Source organism: Pontibacter sp. BAB1700, assembly GCF_000277005.1.
GTDB classification, from domain to species: domain Bacteria; phylum Bacteroidota; class Bacteroidia; order Cytophagales; family Hymenobacteraceae; genus Pontibacter; species Pontibacter lucknowensis.
Map to the genome: position 1 here is coordinate 1 of NZ_AKIS01000062.1, position 20670 is coordinate 20670.

Below are 20670 nucleotides of genomic sequence, written 5' to 3' on the forward strand. Positions count from 1 at the left end.
GATGTGGGACGCAGTAACGGAGGCCGGCAGTGTAGTTGTGAGCGATGAGATACGCCTGCACTGTGAGATACAACTCGTGAAACAATAATAAAGTAGCTGTGCTGGCCTGCGACACCTGGCCAGCGCAGCTATTTTACTTCCCTTAACTCCTTAACAGAATACTCCCGTTCGCTTAGCCCCCCTCACCACGGGCAAGCGCCTCTACCGGTATTTCCTTTCCGGTAACCTTGCTTCTGCTTCAACCGGCTGTACGGCCGTTCCAGACATCAGGCATGCCTGTTTGCATGAACCTCCTATTATTATGCAAAAGAAAAGCGCCAGAAAAGCAATAAAAGACACCTTAAATATTGAGCTGAGTGACAAGGCGGCTCAGGAGTTATACCTGAATATCTGCAACTTTCTGCTTCACAACGATGACAAGTGCTACATCAGCGTCATCAGGTATAAGTACCTGCTGCTGTGCGATGAGATCAGTACGGCTGTAAGTGATTATCTGGTCATGGAGCAACTCATAGAGCAGATGCAGGCCAAGCACCCACTGGTCCTCTCCGCCATTACCTACATCGCACGCTACAAGTCCTGACACAAAAAAAGGTATAGCTTACCGTTGTGTTGGCAGGCCATACCTTCTCTTCTTTTATGCAGGCAGTCTATTACTTCAACAGCTTTTGATAGTCCGGATTTTTGTGAATAAACTTTTTCACAACCGGACAGGTAGCGATCACTTTCTTCCCGTTTTCCTCTGCGTAGCAAAGGCCTTCTTCTATCAGTTTGTTGGCCACTCCTTTGCCCCGTGCCGACTCTGGCACAAACGTATGCGTAAAATCGATTACTTCCTCAGAAGGTGTGGCATAGGCCAGTTCAGCATCTTCATTACCCATGTTGGCGGTAAATTGCTGGTATTTTTTATCGTGCTTTATGTTCAGTTCCATTGTTTTTTGGTTTAAGTTGACATTATCCACTCACTACTTGTCCTGCCGGGTGATGCAACAGCACAACTGAGCGACTTCCGATGCGTATAGTTTCGCCAGCCTCCACGGTAGGTCCTTCATCCTTGATCTTTGTATTGTGAGTATCCAGTATTTTGGTCCACTGGGTGCCGTACTTAGCTTCGGCAAGGTATAGTCCATGTCTTCGTGGTGAGCGTTGAAGATCAGGTAGAAACTATCGTCAATGATCTGCTCCCCCTTCGGGCCGACGGAGTGAAGGCCGCGTCCGTTCAGGAATACCCCCAGTGACTTGGCAAAGTCGTGGTTCCAATGCTCTTCCGTCATCTCCGAGCCATCCGGCTGAAACCAGGCAATATCCTCTACGCCTACTCCTTTGATCGGCTGCCCCTGGAACCAGCGGCGGCGACAGAACACCGGGTGGTTGCGACGCAGTTCAATCAGTTTTTGGGTAAAAGCCAGCAGTGATTTGTCAGCGTTGATCCAGTTGATCCAGGATATTTCGTTATCCTGGCAGTAGGCGTTGTTATTGCCCTGCTGCGTTCTGCTTATTTCGTCGCCGGCTACCAGCATGGGCACTCCCTGCGACAGAAAAAGCGTGGTAAGAAAGTTGCGCTTCTGCCTTTCGCGCAGCTCAATTACCTTTTTGTCTTCCGTGAGACCTTCTGCCCCGCAGTTCCAGGAGCGGTTGTGACTTTCGCCGTCGTTGTTGTCTTCGCCATTGGCTTCGTTGTGCTTTTCGTTATAAGACACCAGGTCGTTCAGCGTGAAGCCATCGTGCGCTGTGATGAAATTGATACTGGCAGTAGGGCGACGCCAATCGTCGCGATAGAGATCGGAGCTACCTGTAAAGCGTTCCGCAAACTCACCCAGCATACTTTCGGCACCGCGCCAGTAATCGCGTATGCAGTCCCGGTACTTGCCGTTCCACTCTGCCCAACCCGGTGGAAACTTGCCTACCAGGTAACCACCTTCCCCAATGTCCCATGGTTCGGCAATTAGCTTGACTTGCGAGATAACGGGGTCCTGGTGAATGATGTCGAAGAAAGAGCCAAGCCGGTCCACCTCGTGCAACTCACGGGCCAGGGTGGCCGCCAAGTCGAAGCGGAAACCGTCAACGTGCATCTCCAAAATCCAGTAGCGCAGGCTGTCCATGATCAGGCGCAGCACAGGTGGCATCATGGCATTGAGGGTGTTACCTGTGCCGGTATAGTCCATGTAAAAGCGCTTGTCTTCCTCCACCATGCGGTAGTAAGACGAATTGTCCACACCGCGGAATGACAGTGTCGGGCCCATGTGGTTGCCTTCGCCGGTATGGTTATACACCACATCCAGAATCACTTCTATACCTGCGCGATGCAGCGCCTTCACCATGTTTTTAAACTCCACCACCTGCTCTCCCAGCGTGCCACTGCTCGAGTAGCGCACATCAGGCGCAAAGAAGCCGATGGAGTTGTAGCCCCAGTAGTTTGTCAGGCCCTGGTCGGCCAGGTGCCGGTCGGTAATGAAGTGATGTACCGGCATGAGCTCAATAGCGGTAATGCCCAGTTCCTGCAGGTACTTGATGGTAACCGGATGGCCGATGGCTGCATAGGTTCCGCGTATTTCCTCTGGTATGTCCGGGTGCAGTTTGGTTAGACCTTTGACGTGCGCTTCGTAAATGACCGACTTGTGGTATGGGATCTTGGGTTGCTTCACCCCTTCCCAATCATAGTTCGGATCCACCACCACGCTGCAAGGTATAAAAGGAGCACTGTCGAGTGTGCTCATCTTCAGATCTTCTTCAGGGCTGCCTATTTCGTAGCCGAACAGAGAGTCGTGCCAGTTTATCGTGCCTGAAATAGCTTTGGCATAGGGATCAATCAGGAGCTTATTCGGATTGAAACGATGGCCGTTGGATGGTTCATACGGCCCGTACACCCGATAGCCGTACAGCTGCCCCGGCCTGATCTCGGGCAGGTAGGCGTGCCATACCTGGTGGGTACGCTCGGTCATCTTTATCTTGACCGATTCGCTCTCATCTTCGGTCGTGTTAAAAAGGCATAGCTCTACGCCAGTCGCATTGTCGGCGTACAGGGCGAAATTTACGCCTTCACCATCCCATGTGGCGCCCAACGGGTAGGGATTGCCAGGGTATACGGTAATATTCATAAGGATTTTGTAACTTAGGTATCTGATATGTCCTTTTCAGGACTTCTTCATCTACGCAGAAAGCTTACAAAGAGTCACGCCATACCTTATTTATTGTCAACCGCTGGTCAGGCCGGGTCGGTGACCCCGTCATCTTTGCATGGCACCTGTCCGTACTACCTCTAAAAAGACCTGGATGAACGCCCTTGATCTTCTTCTCACCCTTATCGTGCTGTTCAGCGCCTACATGGGCTGGCGCCGTGGCTTTGCTTTCAGCCTGCTCGACCTGGTGCGCTGGGTGGGCACCCTGATTCTGAGCTTCCGGCTATATCCCTCACTCGCCGACTGGCTTAGCCGCGCCACTGATTGGAGCGTCTACTGGATCCCGCCCATCTCCTTTTTTATCATCGCAGTGTTATCAAGTATGCTGATCCAATTTGTCGGGTCGCTTATACTGGATCAGTTCTCGGACGAATTGCATGAGCACCATGTGAACAAAGCGCTTGGCACCATGCCAGGACTGATGAGCGGCATCATTACCATCGCCATCATTTCGATTCTGCTGCTGTCTTTTCCCTTTCCGGAGCGTTTTCAGACCTATGTGCAGGAAAGCAGTATTGCAGGCAGATTCGGAACCTACACCCACCTGGCAGAAGATGAACTGGCCCCTGTGTTTGACCGGGTGGTGAAGCGCACCCTCAACAAACTGACCATTGCGCCGGAGTCGGGGCAGTACATTGAGCTGCCTTTCACGGCTGATGACTACCAGCCGAAGCCAGCCCTGGAGGCCCGCATGCTAGAGCTTTTGAACCAGGAGCGTATTGCCATGGGCTTGCAACCCCTGCAGGCAGACACAGCGCTTACAACCGTCGCCCGTCGCCATGCAGCTGATATGTTCACGCGTGGCTATTTTTCACACATAACACCCGAGGGAGCCAGTGCTGCTGACAGGATCCGGGCTGCCAACATCCCATTCCGGGCTGCTGGCGAAAACCTGGCCCTGGCTCCTACCCTGAACATTGCCCACAAAGGATTGATGGAGTCCCCGGGTCACCGGGCTAACATCCTGCATGTGCGCTTCGGGCGGGTAGGTATAGGCGTACTGCAAAGCAGGAGGCATGGCCTGATGATCACACAGAAGTTTAGAAACTAACGTATACCTGAGCAGATAAAGGTATAGCCATGCAGCACGTGAACAGCGACTTTTTGACCATAAAGCTTGGCAGCGACAAAACGCGTGCTGTCTTTCTGGTGGATGTCAGCAAAATTTGCTTTGCCTACTTCAAACCAGAGACTGAGCAGCAGACCGCTAAACTTGTGCTTGACTTTGGAGCCTCCCAGAAAATATTCGAAAAACAGGACGCAGAGCAGGTATACCTGGCACTTTCCCATCATCCCTCTTTCAAGGTATAGGTATAGGTATACCTACAGCTTTGCTGCAGAGTAAGCAATTTCATCTCTTCCTATTTCGCTTATACCCACTTAAGCTCCTCCTCACTAAGGTTTGCGAATTACTCAAACATCTGGTTTTAAGCTTATATATACTTCACTAAATATTTTTTTAAAATAATTTGGTATTGATAAAACAATATTTACATTTATAGTGTACTATGTAACTAATACACTAAAACAAACGGATATGATACAGATCAATAACCTCAGCTTTGGGTATAGCCGCAAGTCGCTGCTGTTCCGGAACCTGAACCTCAGGCTACAGGAGGGCCACATTTATGGACTGCTGGGCAAGAATGGGGCAGGCAAGTCTACGCTACTCAAAAACATGGCGGGACTCGTTTTTCCGCTGGAGGGTAGCTGCCAGGTGAATGGCTTTGATGCCAGCAAGCGCTACCCCGCCATGCTGCAGGATCTGTATTTTATTCCGGAGGAGATTTACATGCCGGCGCTAACAGCCAGGCAGTTTGTAGCGAACACGGCACCTTTCTATCCGTTTTTCGATGAAGATGTTTTTTACAGCTATCTCTCCGAGTTTGAGGTGCCACAGCATGCTGTGTTTAACAAGCTGTCATTCGGGCAACAAAAGAAAGCCATCATCGCTTTCGGTCTGGCGACCAACACCAGTGTACTGATCATGGACGAGCCAACCAATGGCCTGGATATTCCCTCCAAGGTGCAGTTCCGCCGCATCATCGCTTCTGCACTGACCGAGAATCGCTGTATCATCATTTCCACGCACCAGGTACGTGACCTCGACAGCCTTATCGACACACTGGTGGTCGTACATGACCGGGAGATCGTGCTGAACGAATCGCTTGATGCGATCAGTGAGCGTCTCACTTTTACAACCATACCTGAATCGGAATCAAGCAATGCCCTTTATACCGAAGATGCGCTACGTGGTAAACAAGCCATATTGCCTAACCTGCTGGGCAACTACAGCAAAGTAGACATGGAGCTGCTTTTCAACGCCATCACCAGTGGCAACACATCTGTAACCGAAATTCTTCAAAGACCTCAATATGAAAAATCACTTTAATCTGAGTCGCTTCGGTCTGCTGTTCCGCAAACACACGGTGGAGCATTATAAAACTTACCTGATGGCGCTGGGTGTATTGCTCGGGGGTATGTTTGTGACCATGGGTACCATCAACTACCTTTCAGCCAGAACCATAGGCCTGCCTGAACAGTCTATTTTCTTCTTTTTCTTCCTGATTGGGGCAGGCATGGTATTTACGAGCACTGTGTTCGCGCAACTAGGCGACAAGAAAAAGGCAATCGCTTTTCTGACACTGCCGGCATCGCAGTTAGAGAAGTACCTGGTCGGCTGGCTGTTCTCCTTTCCTATCTACCTGCTACTGTTCGTGCCGTCGTTTTACCTGGTTCTGTACACCCTGCTCAGCATCGATCCGCGGGTAAGTGGCGAACCGGAGATGCTCAACGTTTTGACATCTGAACCCTCACTTCAGCTACTCCTTATCTTCTATGCCTTGTTTAATGCAGTGATGCTGACAGGCTCTGTCTACTTCAATAAAAATCACTTTATCAAAACAGCTTTTGCAGGTTTGCTGGGTATCCTTCTCTTTTATAATCTGAACAAGCTATGGGTCCAGTTCATGCTCGGGCGTGACCTGGTATCAGCAGGACCATTTTCAGCAGCCATGTTTGTGGAAAATGACCAGCGCTTCGAGGTGGGGGCTTATGAAGGGAACGAACCGCTTATTTTAGCGCTGGTTGTTATGCTGGCCTTCATAGGCTGGTTAGTAGCTTATTTTAAAATCAATGAGAAGCAAGTATAGCGGGGAGGATAACGTATGGAATTTAAAGAAAACGAACCATCTACCTGCAGATCGCGGCGCACGTGTGCGACCAGATCCTGCTGGGCAAGTGGGCAGCAGAAGACAAAATACCTTCGGTGCGCGACCTGGCGGTGAGCTTTCAGGTAAACCCCAACACGGTGATGCGCACTTACGAGCAACTGCAGAACCAGGAGGTGATCTACAACAAGCGTGGCATCGGTTTTTTTGTGACGCCCGATGCTGTCAGGAAAGTGAAGGCACAACGTAAGGAGCGCTTTCTGCAGCAGGACCTGCCTGAGTTTTTCCACAACCTCTTTTTGCTGGAAATAGACCTGGAAGAGATCCAGCAGCGCTACGAAGCTTTTAAAACAGAAAATTACGAATCAGAAATCGAGCAGAAACCATGAAAACCAGCAATATACTTTTACTAACTGCACTGGTGGTGCTTTTGAGCGCACTGGCTACCTACAACATCGCTTTGAAGGCTGAGTACAAAACGGAGAAGTACCGCGACCCTTACCGAAACTACATTGCTATGGACTTTAGTGGTTTTGAGGAAATCGAGGTGAATGCGGGGGATATGCTCAACGTGCTGATTGAGCCAGGTGACGAGCATGCGGTATACCTCTATAAAGGCAATGATGATGTGGTGCAAATCGGTCAGGAAAACAAGATACTGCAGGTTAATGTATCAATTGATGAGAAGCAGAAAGGCGTACGAGGCTGGGGCTCCCCACACCTGATCATTAAAACTCCGAGCCTAAAGACAGTGCGTGCAAATGCCACACATGCTCTGAATGGTAAATCGGTAACCAACCCCAAGCGCCTGACCCCATTTAATCACTTAAATACAACAATAAAAGGTTTTAAACATGGACAGTCTCAGACTAGAACTGGACAACGGTGTGATCGTGCAACTGAATAACAACGCGCTAAAGCGCTTATCCGCAATGGCTGGCACCAGCCCTGAAAGTGAATCAAAGCTCCGTATCTTAGAAGGAAACAACATACAGCAGGCGAACCTGGATATCCGCAACCGTAGCCACTTGGCGCTGCAAGGCATTGCTATCCCTGAGCTACAGTATAATCTATCGGAGCAGGCACAGGTAGAGCTTTCTGGTGATGCACTGGCAGTATTGCGCAAATAATTTCCGACCGCTATGAAGAAAACAGGATTGATCTTGATAGTCGGGCTTCTGCTGATAGGCCTGTCGCATGGCAGCAACAGCAAGGCCACCTTGCAGGCTACATGCACTGAAGCCAGTCATGTTGATGATGGTGTGTGTCTAGCCTCAGAAGCCTTGCGTCAGCCTAACCTACCTGTGCAAGCGGCACTTCCAGAAAATACGATGCCGGAGCAAGTAGAAGAACAAAGAGTGGCGATCACAAACAGGTTGCTGCAACTGATAGACGCTTTCGGGAAACTGGTGATGGTAATTTAAGAAGCTATTTTTTTGAGCAACGGCCTGGTCTTACAACCAGGCCGTTTGTTTTTGTAGCTAACTATAAGGTATAGCTCAGGCCCAGCATAGAGGTAACCGTGTGCATCGGCTGCTTCAAAGTGCTTTTTCCTCCTTGCGCATCCATAACCTCGAAAGTAGGCTGGGTGCCGAGCAAGCCAACCTCCACGGTGAGGAGGAACCGGCCCTGCTGTATAGCGAATCCGCTTGCCAGGCCATAAGCCAGTGCTGCAGCCGAATCAGAGGTACGGCGGATCGGGCCAAAGGAGGTATCAACCTGTACCTCGGGAGATTTATTATAGGCTGCACCCAAAGAGCCTTTCAGGAAGCCAAACAAAGAAGAGGAAGGGCTTTGCAGGTATAGATCAGCCAGCGCATAGGTACTCTTCCAGTCGCTTGCCTCCCGGCGTAATACCAGCACATCGTCTGGAGATGCAAAGGCGTTCAAGTCAAAGCTGTTGAAACGGAAGCCCGCTGTTGCGCCTACTGCCAGATAAGGCTTCACCTCCACCCGATAAGCTGCCTGCACGTTCAGCCCTCTCCTGGCCATGGGCGGGTACTCATCTTCGAAACGGTCGTGCTTAAAATCGCCAATTGGGGTAGCGGCTCCCACATGCAAGCCTACACGTTGCACCAGCTGCGCCTGTGTCACAGTTGAAAGCCCCAACAGAAAGGCAAGAAAGAAAAAAATACGGTATAGCGGATAAGGCATATAGCTTGGCATTTTAGAGAGGTATTGCCGCCTGAGCAGGTGCTTTAGTCGATCAGAAAATTGTGCGTGAAGGTGGTATCGCGCTTCAGCACATCCCAATACAAGGTATAGCTTTGACAATTCACCTGGCTGCAACCTCTTCCCTGAGGTGCTACCTCAATGTGCCCCTCCTCCATTTCATCATCGCGGAGCAGAAAACGCAAGGTATAGTTTCCGTTATCGTCGGTGTAGGTCACGGCCTTTTTCCGAATAATGCCGCCTCCGCCACCTTTGAATGTCCGCAGGTTTTGCCAGGTTACGAGCAATTGCATGTTTTTGATGGGCTGCCCACTGCCCCGCAGCACCTGCCCACTTACTTCGGTGCAAGAACCGGGACAGTATTTACTGATGTAGTCATCCTCTTCTTTGGTGCAGCTGCTTAGCAAGCAGACGAGAGCCAACAGCAAAGCATACGGGTATATCTTTGTTTTCATATTGTGGCGGGATTATACATCAAGATAATAAAAAACCACTATACTTCAACTACTTGCTATACCTGCTTCACCATTTTGATATGGTCGATACCGTCCTCGTCGTATACCTCGCTCGACTGTTCGAATCCGAAGCGTTCGTAAAACTTTCTGGCATAAAGCTGTGCCCCGATCCGGATCGGCCTTTTCCAAACAAGTGGTAGCACTCCTCAATCGACATCTCAACTAGCTCTTTGCCAACCCCTGTGCCACGCACCAACTGGCTCGTCACGATGCGGCCGATCGACATCATATCAGGATAAGAAACTCCGGCTGGCACTAAGCGGGAGGTGGCTATCAACACCTTCTCTTCATTGTAAAACAGCACATGATAGCACAGCTGATCCTTGTCATCCATATCAAGGAACACACAGGTCTGCTCCACCACAAACACTTCGCTGCGTAGCCGCAGCATGTCATACATTTCAGTGGGAGTTAGTTCGTGGAAGGCTTTGCAGATTTTGTTTAGGGTCATAAAGCAGGGAAGTCTTAAGTTATTCGTATTGCTTGGGTCAAAGATACTGTTGCCTGTCATTTATACCTATATTTGCAACATCACCAACAAAATACAGCAGTACCTATGGCTAATGACATCCTCGAGATCCTTTTCAATATCATTCCATTGGCTTTGTTTCTATACCTGTCCCTAACGCTTATGGGCGTTATCAAGTACAACCAGCATACTGCCTTTCTCTCCAACGCCTCCCCTATCACTAAATTTGCCGTGTATGGCGGCACCGTTGCCTTCGCCATCATGGCGATAGTTGACCTGACAAAATAATTTATACCTTACTCCCTGCCCCCATTCACCTTCTCGTACTTCTCTGCAATTTCGGAAGGTTCCACTTTACGTCCGTGGTTGTTGGCGTAAGCTCTGGTTACTTCAGCACCAAGCATCAGGATAACAGAGGAGTAGAATACCCAGAGCAACACCACAACAAACGATCCTGCCGCAGCATAGAAGCCGACCACTTTTACACTGCTCAGAATATAGTCAATCACCTCTTTGCCGATCAGAAACAGAATGGAGGTGATGATGCCTCCGGCCAGTGCGTCCCGCCACTGCACTTTGGCATCGGGGAGTACCTTGTGGATGGCCGTAAAAAAAGTGAGCACAACCAGTATTGAAAAAGCAGTCTTGATCAGTTTTATGGCTGAGGTCAGGTGCTCCTCCAGCAAGTCGTAAAGCTCCTCGTTAAACACCATCAGCGCTGCATCCAGTATCAGACTCGTCATCAGCAGGAACCCCAGCCCTGCTACGATGCCTAATGTCACAAGGCGATGGCGAAGCAGCTTCAGGTAGTTGACATCATGCTTCACCCTGATCTGCCAGACTGAGTTCAGGGCTTTCTGCATAATGAAGAAAATAATAGTAGCGCTTTTCACCACCACAGCCACCCCGATCAGGACGCTCCAGAACCCAATTGGTATCTGTGTCACATTATCCAACAAGTCACTTACCTGCTTGCCAACCTCCTCACTCATCAGATCCTCCATTTGCTTGACGATCTCTGCCTGAACAGTCTCTTCAGAGAAGAAGATGGAGCCAGCCAGTGTCAGCACTATCAAAATAGCAGGTAGGGAGAAGATCGTGAAAAAGGCAATGGCTGCACTATACACAATAGGCTCGTCCCGCTGAAAGTTCTTGTATGAGTCCTTCAGTATCTCTTTTATCTTTACCCAAAAGCTTTGTTTGTGCTCCATGTTTAGTGATAGCGCCTGGCCTGTTTTAAGTTAACGACCAGGCCTCGCTTTGGTTAAAAGGCGGTAACTGCAGAATTGTTCAGAACACAACGATCATACAGCCTTTTTGATACCTCTTATGAATCAACTGACCTGTCCTAAAATAGGTTGACAGGTTTTACGATGATTTTAGAGAACCTGTGAGCAGCTGCTCACAGGTTTTTTCATGTACCTGCTGTGGTGTGAGCATTTTCAGGCTCAGGTGAGGCCTTCGGGTATTGTAGCTTTCCACAGCCTGCTTTACGAGCAACTCCAGTTCCTGTCTGGTATTGCAGGGGTAAATCAAGAATTCTTCTTTGAGTATGCCGTTCATGCGCTCGGCCAATGCATTCTGGTAGCAGTCATAGCCATCGGTCATCGAGCAGCTCACCTGATGTTTCCTCAGGATCTGCTGGTAGTGCTCAGAGCAGTACTGCAGCCCGCGATCCGAATGGTGGATGAGTGGCAGGCTCGTTGAGCGCCCCTTGATGGCCATCTTCAGGGCCCTGCCCACACTCTCGGCGCTCAGGTCATCGCTTAGGGCGTAGCCCATGATGCGGCGGCTGAAGGCATCGGTGACCAGCGACAGGTAATGGGTGCGCTGCCGGCTTTTGACATACGTGATGTCGGAGACAAAGACCTGCTCTGAGCGCTCCACGGCCAGCTGCTTTACCAGGTTGGGATACTTTCTAAGCCAGTGTTTGGAGTTGGTGGTCCTGGTGTAGCAGCGGCGGGGGGGAGATCAGCAGGTTCTCGGCCCGCAGATAGGCAAACAGGCCATCCCGGCCCAGCTTGATGCCCTGCTCCTGCAACCTGCCCGAGAGCAGGTAGTGCAGCTTGCGGGCACCCACACGGGGCAGCTGCCGGCGCACCTGTTGCACCAGCTCCCGCACAGGAGCCAGCTGGGCTGCCCGCCTCTTCTGCCGCGCTCTTAGCTGGTAGAGCGACTGCCTGCTGCACCCGAACAAAGAAGAGAGACGCGCCAGGCTCACGCCCCTCTCTTGCTGGAAGATCCACATTGTCCGGGTAAGGGCTTTTTTGCCAGCCTGTGGCCTACCTGTTGCTCGATGGTTTGAATGGTCTTCTCCAGCACCTGGTTCTTGAGGCGCTCATCGGAGAGCTCGCGCTCCAGGCGCTTGATCTTCTGGGCTGGGGTTTCGGCTTTCATCATGCGAGTGTGTATACCAGGATAACGCCAATCCAGCCGGCCGTGTTTTCTGAGCCACACCAAAACCGTTGAGCGCCCCTGGATTCCGTAATGGCGCTGGGCCTGCTTGTAAGTCATCTCGCCTTCTTCAACCTGCCTTACAACGGCCAGTTTAAAGCCTAGCGGGTAGTCCCGGCTCGTACGCCTGCTGCCCCCTGCTGCTTCTTTTCCTTTCATAAGTCTAAATAGTGTCAACTTATTTCAGGACGAGTCAAACAGGCAAAAAAAAACCTGTCCTTTGCAGAACAGGCTTTTGATACAAAATTTAGCACTGGTTAGTAAGCACGTACGGCCTTGTTCTCCACAAAATTCATGAAGGCACGGTTTACTACACGGGTTCCTCCCGGAGTCGGATAGTTGCCAGTAAAGTACCAGTCACCTTTGTGGTTCGGGCAGGCCAGGTGCAGGTCTTCAATACGCTGGTAGATCACCTGTACTTCGGCGTTCACTTCTGGCGCTTTCACGATCTCGGATACTTTGGCAGACAGTTCATCGTGCGTGAACAGGTCAAACAGCTCCTTCACATAGTTGGTCTCCATGATGGCTGGTGTACCCTGCACGGCCTGTATCTTGTCGTATACCTCGTCCACTTTGTAGTACATGTCACGGTCTTTCAGCAGAGCCAGCATGGCACGGAAAGCCACAAACTCCTTCACGCGCGACATATCAATGCCGTAGCAGTCCGGGTAGCGGATCTGCGGAGCGCACGATACGATGATGATCTTCTTCGGCTCCAGTTTGTCGAGCATCTTGATAATACTTTTCTCCAGCGTCGTGCCGCGCACGATGGAGTCGTCGAGCACCACCAGCGTGTCGATGCCTTTCTTCACCACCTCGTAAGTCGTGTCGTACACGTGCGTTACCAGGTCGTCGCGGCTGTCGTTGTCCGTGATGAAGGTACGCAGCTTCACGTCTTTGATCACCAGCTTTTCGGCACGCGGCTTAAACTGCAGGATCTCGTCGAGCTGTTCTTCGCTCAGCTCCTGGTTGAGGATGGCTTGCTTGCGGTAGGCGCGCAGGTGATCCTCTATCCCTTTCATCATCCCTAGCCAAGAGGTTTCGGCTGTGTTCGGGATGTAAGAGAACACCGTGTTTTTCAGGTCGTAGTTGATCGCTTCCAGGATTTGCGGGCACAGGCGACGCCCCATGTTCTTGCGCTCTTCATAGATCTCCGGGTCGTTGCCACGGGAGAAGTAGATGCGCTCAAAACTACAGGATTTTTTCTCGAGCTGCGGCAGTATCTCTTTCAGGTCCGCGTTACCGGCCTTGTCCACGATCAGGGCGTGACCCGGCGTGATCTCCCGGATTTCACTGTACTCTATGTCAAAAGCGGTCTTGATGGCCGGTTTCTCAGATGCCACCACGATCACCTCGTCATCCATATAATAATAAGCTGGGCGTATGCCGTTCGGGTCGCGCACCACAAAAGAGGCGCCGTAGCCCGTAAGGCCTGCCATCGCGTAGCCTCCGTCAAAGTCCTTACAGGCACGCTTGAGTACGCGCTGCAGGCTCAGGTTATCTTCGATCAGTGCGGTGATCTCTTTATTGGAATATTCGTCTTTGTAAGACTCGAACAGCATCTGGTTTTCCTCATCCAGGAAGTGGCCGATCTTTTCAAGCACCGTAATGGTGTCAGACTTTTGCTTCGGATGCTGACCCAGTTCGATGAGTTTGTGGAACTGCTCGTCCACGTTGGTCATGTTGAAGTTGCCAGCCACGGCCAGACTGCGGCTGCGCCAGTTGTTTTCGCGCACCATCGGATGGCAGTTGTCCACGCTGTTGATACCGTGCGTACCGTAACGCAGGTGCCCCAGGTACACATCACCCAGGAAAGGCAGGTTCTGCCATACCCAATCCGTATTCAGTGCTTTCTCAGGCTGATCTTCTTTTAGTTTTTTGAACTCCTTGCCGATCTTGCCAAAAATGCTGTCGATGGCCCGGGTCTTTACCGAGCGGAAGCGGCTGATGTACTCCATACCTGGTCCTGCATCAATCTTAATACTGGCTACCCCTGCCCCGTCCTGTCCGCGGTTATGCTGCTTTTGCATCAGCAGGTATAGCTTATTGACACCGTACATCGGAGTGCCGTACTTTTCAACGTAATATTCGATTGGTTTTCGGAGCCTGATCAGGGCTATACCGCATTCGTGCTTAATTGAATCGCTCATAGGGTTGTAAAAGTATCTAGGCCAGTAGTTTCTCTATCCAATGCAGCAACAGGTCAGGCTTAAAAAAGAAGACCAGCAGCGGCAAAGCAAATAAAACCAGCAGCAGCTTATTTGACAGTGAAATAACTAAATTTTCGTCAGTTTGATTCCTTTTCAGGAAAAGGTAATATGGTATTTTGATATAGTAGAACAAAGCCGCCCCTGTTAGCAGGATGCCAGCCACGAGCAGCACCAGTAGCATCGGCTGACTGGTTGAGGTATAAGCTTCCCACACATTGCTAAAGACAAGCAGCTTGCCCATGAAACCGGCCAGAGGCGGAAGTCCTGTGAGCGAAAGCAGGTATAGCAACGCCATGATGCCGGCAAACGGCATACGGGGACCCATCCCCTGAAAATCCTCGAGTGTACGTACCTGCCAGTTATCCTCGGCCATCTGCAGGAACAGGAACATGCCGAAGTTCATAAAGAGCAGCACGGTCATGTAAAACAGCACGCTCACGGTATAGTCACTGCCAAAAGCCAACAGCGCCATCAGCAGAAAACCGGCATGCGACACCGAGGAGAAAGCCATCAGGCGACGTGGCGTGCGCTGCCAGAGCGCCGTGAAGTTACCAACCGCCAGTGTTGCCAGGGCGGCTATGCCTAAGAAAAGCTGCACATCGGAAAAAGCATTGGCAATGGTCGAGTCGGCGAAGGCCGCCACAAAGCGCAAGATGACGATGATGCCCGCCATTTTAGGACCCGTGGAGAAAAGTGCCACAATCGGCATGGGCGCTCCCTGGTAGACATCCGGCGTCCAGAAGTGAAAAGGCGCAGCCGATATTTTGAACAGAAAGCCCGCAAACACCAATATCGCCGCCACCGTCACCATCAGCGGACTGGCGTCGAGCAGACTGCGCCAGAAGGAAACCAGGGTATAATCCAGCGAACCGGTGAGGCCATAGAAAAAGGACATGCCGTAGAGCATCACCCCGGCCGACAACGTCCCGTATAGCACATACTTCAGGCCTGCCTCCACGGCTCTTTTCTCTTCTTTGAGCGTAAGCGTCAGAATATAGGAGGCAATGGAAACGACCTCGATCGCCAGGAAAACCATCAGCAGGTTCACGGACTTGGCCATCAGGTTGAGTCCCAGCACGAGCATCAGGATCAGGGCATAGTACTCACCACGGCCTTCACCCTGCTTGCGCTTTTCTATTTTCGGGTTCTGCAGCGAGAGCAGGATGGTGAAGATCCCCGTCAGGCTGAAGAGTATACCTGCGTAGCGTGCAATGCCGTCGGAGCGCAACAGGTTCAGGAACTGCACCTCAGCCACGTGTCTGTCCAGCACCAGCAGCACCAGTACCGAGAACAGACCGGTCAGTGCCACCCAGGGTAGTAGTCGCTTTACTGTTTTAGACTTAAACAGGTCGAGCGTAACCAGCAGCAGGAAAAAGATGGCCAGCAGCAGTTCGGGCAGCAGCGAGCCTGCTCCAGCTAAAATGCTGTCGATGGCCTGGGTGAGGTATGCTGCCTGTTCTTCCACGTGTCGGTATAAGGTATAAGTCAAGGCGCCTGAAGGGACATCCCGTCAGGCGCATCTGTTATTTGTGTAAAATCGCTTGCAAGATGTTCAGTTGCTCCTGTCCGTTTCGCAGCACCAGCTCCGTAAAGCCCGTCACGGACATGCCTGTCTTGTCGAGCAGCAGGTGCGGGAAGATGCCGAAGAGCAGTGCTAGTATCGCCAACGGCACCAGCATCAGGTACTCGCGTTTAGTCAGATCTGAGATAATGGCCTTCTCGCGCAGTTCCGGGAAGATCCAGTACTTACCGAAGAACATGCGCTGCAGTGCCCACAGGTAATAGGCCGCCGACAGCAGCAAGCCGATCACCGCGACCACTGCCATCCAGCGCGGCAACATACCCGTCGCCTCCGGTGCACTGAAGCTACCCAGCAGCACCAACAGCTCGGCGATAAAACCTGAGAAACCAGGCAAACCAAGCGAGGCAAAAAAGGCCACCACGACAAAAGCGGTATAAGCCGGCATGCGCCTGGCAAGTCCCCGGAAATTGAGGATCATGCGGTCGTGTGCCCGGTCGTAGATAACGCCCACCACCAGGAAGAGCATGGCTGAGATAAGACCGTGGCTGAACATCATGTAGATGGCACCGTTCACGCCTTCGTTGGTGAGCGAAGCCAGCCCCAGCAGTACAAAGCCCATGTGTGACACCGAAGAGTAAGCGATCAGCTTTTTAAGATCGTTCATGGCCAGTGCACAGAGCGCTCCATAGATAATAGAGAGCACTCCCAGTCCGCCAACAAAGGTCGAGAAGTAAGCCCCGGCATCCGGGAAAACAGGGTACACAATCCGAATCAGTCCGTAGCCGCCCACCTTCAGCAGGATAGCCGCCAGCAGTACTGAGATTGGCGTCGGTGCTTCTACGTGCGCATCGGGCAGCCAGGTATGCACTGGCACCGACGGCACCTTGATCAGGAAGCCAGCCAGCACCAGCAGGAAGGCCACAAAACGAAGTGGAAGGTCAAACAACGTAACACCCGAAAACACGTGCAGCAGACTACCCGGTATAAAGTTGGCCGGCTCCATCATGGCCGGTATGCTGAAAGTGCGCACCATGTCGGCCTCCGCAATCGTGCCCTGCTGCAGCATCTGCTGCATCTGACGGATCAGGTCCAGACTAGCCGGGACATTCTGCCCTACCAGCCCCATTTGCTGCGCCGTCGCCTCCGGATCTATCACAGAGGTATAGAGCCCGATCATCACGACCAGGATAAAAAGCGAACCGATCAGGGTATAGATGAAGAACTTAAGTGCGGCATATTCCCGCTTCGGACCACCCCAGATGCCAATGAGGAAGTACATCGGCAGGAGCATGAACTCGAAGAAGAGGTAAAAGAGGAAGAAGTCCAGGGCCAGGAAACAGCCCATCACGCTGGTCATGAGCAGCAGGTATAGCAGGAAATAGCCTTTCACATTTTTGGTGATGTTCCAGGACGAGATCACCCCGATCACCCCCACAATGCCCGTGAGCAGTACCATCCCGATGCTCACGCCATCCACACCCACAAAATACTCGATCTGGAAACGCCCCAGGTTGCCCAGCGAAAAACCGATCCAGTTGAGCTTCTCCACAAACTGGTAGCCTGTCTGTCCGTTCGCCACCGAAGCGCCGTCGAAGCCCAGGTATAGCCACACGGCAACGGCCAGCTGCAGCAGCGTGCCACCCAGCGTCACAGCTTTTATACCTTGCTGCATGCGTGTCGGCATGAGCAACACCACAAGCGCTGCCAGCAGGGGAAGAAAAATTAGGCTGGAAAGAGTATAATTCATCAAGCTAAACGCTTTCTATTTTAGTTAAAAGCAAACTCTTTAGTTAAGAGTTAAAAGATAAGAGTTGAAACCTGTTTGGTCCAAAGTCGCTTGCGCAATCGTCAGTCCTCCTTTTAGATTTCGGCTATACCTTGGCAATTCATGCATCTTATCGATTGCAATGCTTCGCTGTCATTTCGAATATGCTCCAGACATGAGTCGAAGGGGCGAGTACAGCTCAGAGAAATCTGGAATACTGCGAAGGTTTTGAGAAGCTCCAGATCTCTCCTATCGTCGAGATGACAAGAAAAGCCTTCCTATTCACCCATTAGCACATTCTCCAATCTCCAAACCTTCAAATCTCCAAATTCTCAAATCTTTTTAATTCGCGAAATTAACATCAATTCAGCATGATGTATAGTATTATCAGAATAAATCCGAAAAGGGAGTAAGCGTAGTAGGACTGCACCTTGCCGTTTTGGAGTCCGCGACCGAAGCGGCCCAGCACTTTTGCCATCGCTCCGATCAGCCACACACTGCCGTCCACGACCCATTTGTCAAACCACTTCACAATCTTGGAGAACACTACCAGCCACTTGCTGGCATACTCCAGCGTGTAGTCGATTACCCGTTTATCAAAACGATAGAGCATGCGCGATAGCCAAAGCACTGGCTGCACCAGCACCCTGTCGTACACCGCATCCAGGTAAAAGTGATTGTATGACAGGTGTGCCAACGCACCCTGAGGCTGCTCCTGCTGCAATGCTTCGCTGCTCTTGCCTCTGTACCTGCCAAAGGCAAGGGCTATACCTGCTATACCCAGCAAAGCGGAAAGCGCCCCGATCACTAGATGAGCCGTTCCGTTGGCGGCATCCTGCACCGTCACGGCCTCTACCAGACTACCGGCCAGCAAAGCGCCTTCCTGTGAAAGCTGGTTCAGACCAATGCCCTGCATTACCCAGCTTCCGGCAAAGGACAGCGGGTTGAGCGAAAAGAAGATACCCAGCGAGAGCACTGCCAGCAGCAGCACAGGTAGCAGCATTACCCGCTCTATCTCCTGACTCGCCGACAGGCGAAGCGCCTGCACATCGAACGGCAGACGGAAAGTACCGAAGAACATAAACCACAGGTGCCGCCCCATGTAATAGGCCGTGAGCAGCACTACTGCAAACCCAATCACAGGCACTATAAAGTAGAGGCTGTTCCCGTTGGTCTGACTCATCGTTTGTGCCCAGGCCCAGCTGCCTGAAAGGATGGCATCTTTCGAAAGGAAACCTGAAAATAGCGGCAAACCAACCAGCGCGGCAGCTGCCAGCAGGTAGGTATAGAAAGTGAGCGGCATGGCCTTGCGCAGGCCACCCATGTTCCGGATATCCTGCGGATCGACTCCAACTGGCAAGTGCGCATGGTGCAGCCCCCGGTGCATGGCATGGATGATAATACCGGCATTGAGGAAAAGGGCCGCTTTAAAGAAAGCATGCGTGGTCAGGTGAAAGAGCGAAGCATCGTGTGCTCCCGTGCCCATGCCCATCACCATGTAGCCCAGCTGTGAGATCGTGGAGAAGGCAAGCACGGCCTTGATGTCGTATTGGGTAAGAGCAGCGATAGCTCCCAGTAGAGCCGTGATAGCACCTACGATAGCGATGATCGTAAGCGCATCCACTGTAAAGAAAGCGTAGCAGCGTGCCACCAGGTATACGCCAGCCGCTACCATGGTCGCAGCGTGTATGAGCGAGGATACCGGCGTTGGGCCCTGCATGGCATCAGGTAGCCATACCTGCAGAGGGAACTGGGCCGACTTGCCCACGCAGCCCATAAACAGGCCAAGCCCGGCCAATGTCAGAAACAAAGGACTCAATTCAACAGACCAAGCCATGCCCTGCAAGGTATAGCCTGTCACAAAAGTGCCGTTCAGCCACTCTCCTGCTCCCACCATGGTGCGCAAGGCTTCCAGGTCAAAGGTGCGGAAATAGGTATAGAAGGCAAACAAACCAAGCAGCAAGCCGATGTCACCAACTCTGTTCACTAAAAATGCTTTTTTGTTGGCCGCGATGGCAGCAGGCCGTTCATACCAGAAGCCGATGAGCAGGTAAGACGACAGACCGACCAGCTCCCAGAACATAAAGAGCAGCAGCAGGTTATCGACCAACACAATACCCAGCATACTGAAGGTGAAGAGGCCCAGGTAGGCGAAGTAGCGGCTATACCCTTTGTCGCCGTGCATATAACCCACCGAGAAGAGCTGCACCAGCATGGAGATGAAGGTAACGATGACCAGCATCAGTACCGTCAGGTTATCAAGTAGTATACCTGCTGTGAAGTCTGCTATAAAACTGCCCGGCAGACTAAACCAGGTGGTCCGGCTATGGTAAACTTCTGTGTTCCAGGTTTGGGTATAGAGGTAAATCGAAAATATGAAGGCTAATCCAGTGGCACCGATCCCCAACCAGTCACCCTGACGGGGCAGCTTACTGCCCGCCAGGTATAGCACCGCAAAGGCGAGCAGCGGCAGCAGGAGCACTGCCAATGCCAGATAGGTTTGGGGCGTGCCGGCCAGCGGTTCAAGAAGTGCGGAAAGCTCCAAAATATAGGCTATCTATTGGGTTCGATCTCGGGAAAAGGGCAACCTGTGGCCTTCCCCTGTTTCAGGCTGCCAATTTACATATATTGTTGCAATAATATAGTGTCTGATGGCCCTCCCTGGCTGCGTATACCCCATATTTTTCAATTTTTGCAAACAATCATGGTTCTATTTCGTTCTGTATGGTATTGTACCATCTAAACAAAATAAGAACTATGGACACACAAGATCTTAAAAGAGACGCACAGGATTTGAAAAACAAAGCTGACAGAACTAATCCACAGCATAAAGAAGGACCAGTGGCTGCAGCCATCGAAGACTATACTTCCCGTATCCCATCAGATGTATTCCTATGGGCAGCATTGGGCTCTATGGCCGTTTCAGCGACACTGAAAATTATGAAGAAAGACGAAGAAGCATTATTCGTAGGGCAGTGGGCTCCTTCCTTCTTACTGTTGGGTAACTATAATAAGATGATTAAGCTGGTTGGCTATCAAAACGACAAGTAAGAAGCGTCTACTATAATCTCTGTATGAGAAACAAAAAGAGGGAGCCAAGGCTCCCTCTTTTTGTTATGCTTTCCTGCACTTTACCTGATTCATTATCAAACCCCAAGCATCACGCAAGTCAGATTAAATAACATTACAACAGGAAAGTTCAAAAAATATTTTT

General features: G+C 51.3%; 21 protein-coding genes and 2 pseudogenes. 11 read left to right on the forward strand and 12 right to left on the reverse strand.

Translation table 11 applies throughout. From position 1 onward, the window contains the following. Nucleotides 1–301: 301 nt before the first annotated feature. A complete protein-coding gene (locus O71_RS08170) occupies nt 302–583 on the forward strand; it encodes a hypothetical protein (protein WP_007655286.1) in 282 nt (93 codons plus the stop codon). A gap of 70 nt (nt 584–653) precedes the next feature. On the opposite strand, the gene O71_RS08175 is transcribed toward O71_RS08170, so the two are convergent. Both O71_RS08175 and glgX read right to left on the reverse strand, forming a co-directional pair. After that, complete coding sequence (locus O71_RS08175; protein ID WP_007655287.1) at nt 654–932, reverse strand: GNAT family N-acetyltransferase; 279 nt, start codon at nt 930–932, stop codon at nt 654–656. A 33-nt stretch (nt 933–965) separates the two neighbouring features. Beyond that, entirely contained in the window at nt 966–3098 is a 2133-nt protein-coding gene (gene glgX / locus O71_RS08180; RefSeq protein ID WP_007655288.1) for a glycogen debranching protein GlgX, read from the reverse strand. 139 nt (nt 3099–3237) lie between these two features. Here glgX and O71_RS08185 point away from each other — a divergent pair, with 139 nt between their 5' ends. The 8 genes from O71_RS08185 (at nt 3238) to O71_RS08220 (ending at nt 7773) form a co-directional block, all read left to right on the forward strand. Beyond that, nucleotides 3238–4230, forward strand: coding sequence for a CvpA family protein (locus O71_RS08185; protein WP_143732053.1), 993 nt, complete (start codon nt 3238–3240; stop codon nt 4228–4230). 29 nt (nt 4231–4259) lie between these two features. Further along, complete coding sequence (locus O71_RS08190) at nt 4260–4490, forward strand: hypothetical protein (RefSeq protein ID WP_007655292.1); 231 nt, start codon at nt 4260–4262, stop codon at nt 4488–4490. A 226-nt stretch (nt 4491–4716) separates the two neighbouring features. Continuing rightward, on the forward strand, nt 4717–5571 hold the full coding sequence (locus O71_RS08195) for an ATP-binding cassette domain-containing protein (RefSeq protein WP_007655294.1): 855 nt from the start codon (nt 4717–4719) through the stop codon (nt 5569–5571). Continuing rightward, entirely contained in the window at nt 5555–6331 is a 777-nt protein-coding gene (locus tag O71_RS08200; protein WP_007655296.1) for a hypothetical protein, read from the forward strand. Before O71_RS08195 ends, O71_RS08200 begins: the two co-directional genes overlap by 17 nt. 62 nt (nt 6332–6393) lie before the next feature. Next, nucleotides 6394–6738: a GntR family transcriptional regulator gene (locus tag O71_RS08205; RefSeq protein WP_007655298.1), complete on the forward strand. Its 345-nt coding sequence runs from the start codon at nt 6394–6396 to the stop codon at nt 6736–6738. Then, nucleotides 6735–7256: a hypothetical protein gene (locus O71_RS08210; RefSeq protein ID WP_007655307.1), complete on the forward strand. Its 522-nt coding sequence runs from the start codon at nt 6735–6737 to the stop codon at nt 7254–7256. The genes O71_RS08205 and O71_RS08210 overlap by 4 nt, the downstream gene beginning before the upstream one ends. Then, nucleotides 7204–7479 carry a hypothetical protein gene (locus O71_RS08215; protein WP_192811652.1) on the forward strand — a complete coding sequence of 92 codons (276 nt, stop codon included), beginning with the start codon at nt 7204–7206 and terminating at the stop codon, nt 7477–7479. Before O71_RS08210 ends, O71_RS08215 begins: the two co-directional genes overlap by 53 nt. A gap of 33 nt (nt 7480–7512) precedes the next feature. Continuing rightward, a complete protein-coding gene (locus O71_RS08220; protein ID WP_155800713.1) occupies nt 7513–7773 on the forward strand; it encodes a hypothetical protein in 261 nt (86 codons plus the stop codon). A 61-nt stretch (nt 7774–7834) separates the two neighbouring features. On the opposite strand, the gene O71_RS08225 is transcribed toward O71_RS08220, so the two are convergent. From O71_RS08225 to O71_RS27180, 4 genes and pseudogenes are all read right to left on the reverse strand, one after another. After that, the gene (locus tag O71_RS08225; RefSeq protein ID WP_007655314.1) at nt 7835–8515 is read right to left on the reverse strand and encodes a hypothetical protein; all 681 of its coding nucleotides are present in this window, start codon (nt 8513–8515) and stop codon (nt 7835–7837) included. A gap of 32 nt (nt 8516–8547) precedes the next feature. Beyond that, complete coding sequence (locus O71_RS08230; protein WP_007655316.1) at nt 8548–8976, reverse strand: carboxypeptidase-like regulatory domain-containing protein; 429 nt, start codon at nt 8974–8976, stop codon at nt 8548–8550. 56 nt (nt 8977–9032) lie between these two features. Beyond that, nucleotides 9033–9179, reverse strand: a complete 147-nt coding sequence (locus O71_RS27175) for a GNAT family N-acetyltransferase (protein WP_369750900.1) — start codon at nt 9177–9179, stop codon at nt 9033–9035. 47 nt (nt 9180–9226) lie between these two features. Beyond that, nucleotides 9227–9547 (reverse strand): annotated as a pseudogene (locus O71_RS27180) (GNAT family N-acetyltransferase); the annotation flags it as partial. 45 nt (nt 9548–9592) lie between these two features. Here O71_RS27180 and O71_RS08240 point away from each other — a divergent pair. Continuing rightward, nucleotides 9593–9793, forward strand: coding sequence for a hypothetical protein (locus tag O71_RS08240; protein ID WP_007655320.1), 201 nt, complete (start codon nt 9593–9595; stop codon nt 9791–9793). A gap of 8 nt (nt 9794–9801) precedes the next feature. On the opposite strand, the gene O71_RS08245 is transcribed toward O71_RS08240, so the two are convergent. The 6 genes and pseudogenes from O71_RS08245 to nuoL form a co-directional block, all read right to left on the reverse strand. After that, nucleotides 9802–10716, reverse strand: coding sequence for a YihY/virulence factor BrkB family protein (locus tag O71_RS08245; RefSeq protein WP_007655322.1), 915 nt, complete (start codon nt 10714–10716; stop codon nt 9802–9804). A 157-nt stretch (nt 10717–10873) separates the two neighbouring features. Beyond that, nucleotides 10874–12118 (reverse strand): annotated as a pseudogene (locus tag O71_RS23190) (IS3 family transposase). A 98-nt stretch (nt 12119–12216) separates the two neighbouring features. Beyond that, nucleotides 12217–14109, reverse strand: a complete 1893-nt coding sequence (locus O71_RS08260; RefSeq protein ID WP_007655334.1) for an amidophosphoribosyltransferase — start codon at nt 14107–14109, stop codon at nt 12217–12219. 16 nt (nt 14110–14125) lie between these two features. After that, nucleotides 14126–15634, reverse strand: a complete 1509-nt coding sequence (locus tag O71_RS08265) for an NADH-quinone oxidoreductase subunit N (protein WP_007655336.1) — start codon at nt 15632–15634, stop codon at nt 14126–14128. A gap of 58 nt (nt 15635–15692) precedes the next feature. Next, complete coding sequence (locus tag O71_RS08270) at nt 15693–17438, reverse strand: NuoM family protein (RefSeq protein ID WP_007655338.1); 1746 nt, start codon at nt 17436–17438, stop codon at nt 15693–15695. A 379-nt stretch (nt 17439–17817) separates the two neighbouring features. Further along, the gene (gene nuoL / locus O71_RS08275; protein ID WP_007655340.1) at nt 17818–20001 is read right to left on the reverse strand and encodes an NADH-quinone oxidoreductase subunit L; all 2184 of its coding nucleotides are present in this window, start codon (nt 19999–20001) and stop codon (nt 17818–17820) included. A 212-nt stretch (nt 20002–20213) separates the two neighbouring features. Here nuoL and O71_RS08280 point away from each other — a divergent pair, with 212 nt between their 5' ends. Continuing rightward, nucleotides 20214–20507 (forward strand): hypothetical protein, encoded by a 294-nt coding sequence (locus O71_RS08280; protein ID WP_007655342.1) that lies wholly within the window; start codon nt 20214–20216, stop codon nt 20505–20507. Nucleotides 20508–20670 lie beyond the last annotated feature (163 nt).

Excerpts from the sequence above, each read along its gene's own strand:
- O71_RS08200 (WP_007655296.1), top strand. The coding sequence starts at position 5,555 with ATGAAAAATCACTTTAATCTGAGTCGCTTCGGTCTGCTGTTCCGCAAA.
- O71_RS08170 (WP_007655286.1), top strand. The coding sequence starts at position 302 with ATGCAAAAGAAAAGCGCCAGAAAAGCAATAAAAGACACCTTAAATATT.
- O71_RS08270 (WP_007655338.1), bottom strand. The coding sequence starts at position 17,438 with ATGAATTATACTCTTTCCAGCCTAATTTTTCTTCCCCTGCTGGCAGCG.
- O71_RS08230 (WP_007655316.1), bottom strand. The coding sequence starts at position 8,976 with ATGAAAACAAAGATATACCCGTATGCTTTGCTGTTGGCTCTCGTCTGC.
- O71_RS08210 (WP_007655307.1), top strand. The coding sequence starts at position 6,735 with ATGAAAACCAGCAATATACTTTTACTAACTGCACTGGTGGTGCTTTTG.
- O71_RS08225 (WP_007655314.1), bottom strand. The coding sequence starts at position 8,515 with ATGCCAAGCTATATGCCTTATCCGCTATACCGTATTTTTTTCTTTCTT.
- O71_RS08280 (WP_007655342.1), top strand. The coding sequence starts at position 20,214 with ATGGACACACAAGATCTTAAAAGAGACGCACAGGATTTGAAAAACAAA.
- O71_RS08215 (WP_192811652.1), top strand. The coding sequence starts at position 7,204 with ATGGACAGTCTCAGACTAGAACTGGACAACGGTGTGATCGTGCAACTG.
- O71_RS08175 (WP_007655287.1), bottom strand. The coding sequence starts at position 932 with ATGGAACTGAACATAAAGCACGATAAAAAATACCAGCAATTTACCGCC.
- O71_RS08195 (WP_007655294.1), top strand. The coding sequence starts at position 4,717 with ATGATACAGATCAATAACCTCAGCTTTGGGTATAGCCGCAAGTCGCTG.
- O71_RS08245 (WP_007655322.1), bottom strand. The coding sequence starts at position 10,716 with ATGGAGCACAAACAAAGCTTTTGGGTAAAGATAAAAGAGATACTGAAG.
- O71_RS08185 (WP_143732053.1), top strand. The coding sequence starts at position 3,238 with ATGGCACCTGTCCGTACTACCTCTAAAAAGACCTGGATGAACGCCCTT.
- glgX (WP_007655288.1), bottom strand. The coding sequence starts at position 3,098 with ATGAATATTACCGTATACCCTGGCAATCCCTACCCGTTGGGCGCCACA.
- O71_RS08190 (WP_007655292.1), top strand. The coding sequence starts at position 4,260 with ATGCAGCACGTGAACAGCGACTTTTTGACCATAAAGCTTGGCAGCGAC.
- O71_RS08260 (WP_007655334.1), bottom strand. The coding sequence starts at position 14,109 with ATGAGCGATTCAATTAAGCACGAATGCGGTATAGCCCTGATCAGGCTC.
- O71_RS08240 (WP_007655320.1), top strand. The coding sequence starts at position 9,593 with ATGGCTAATGACATCCTCGAGATCCTTTTCAATATCATTCCATTGGCT.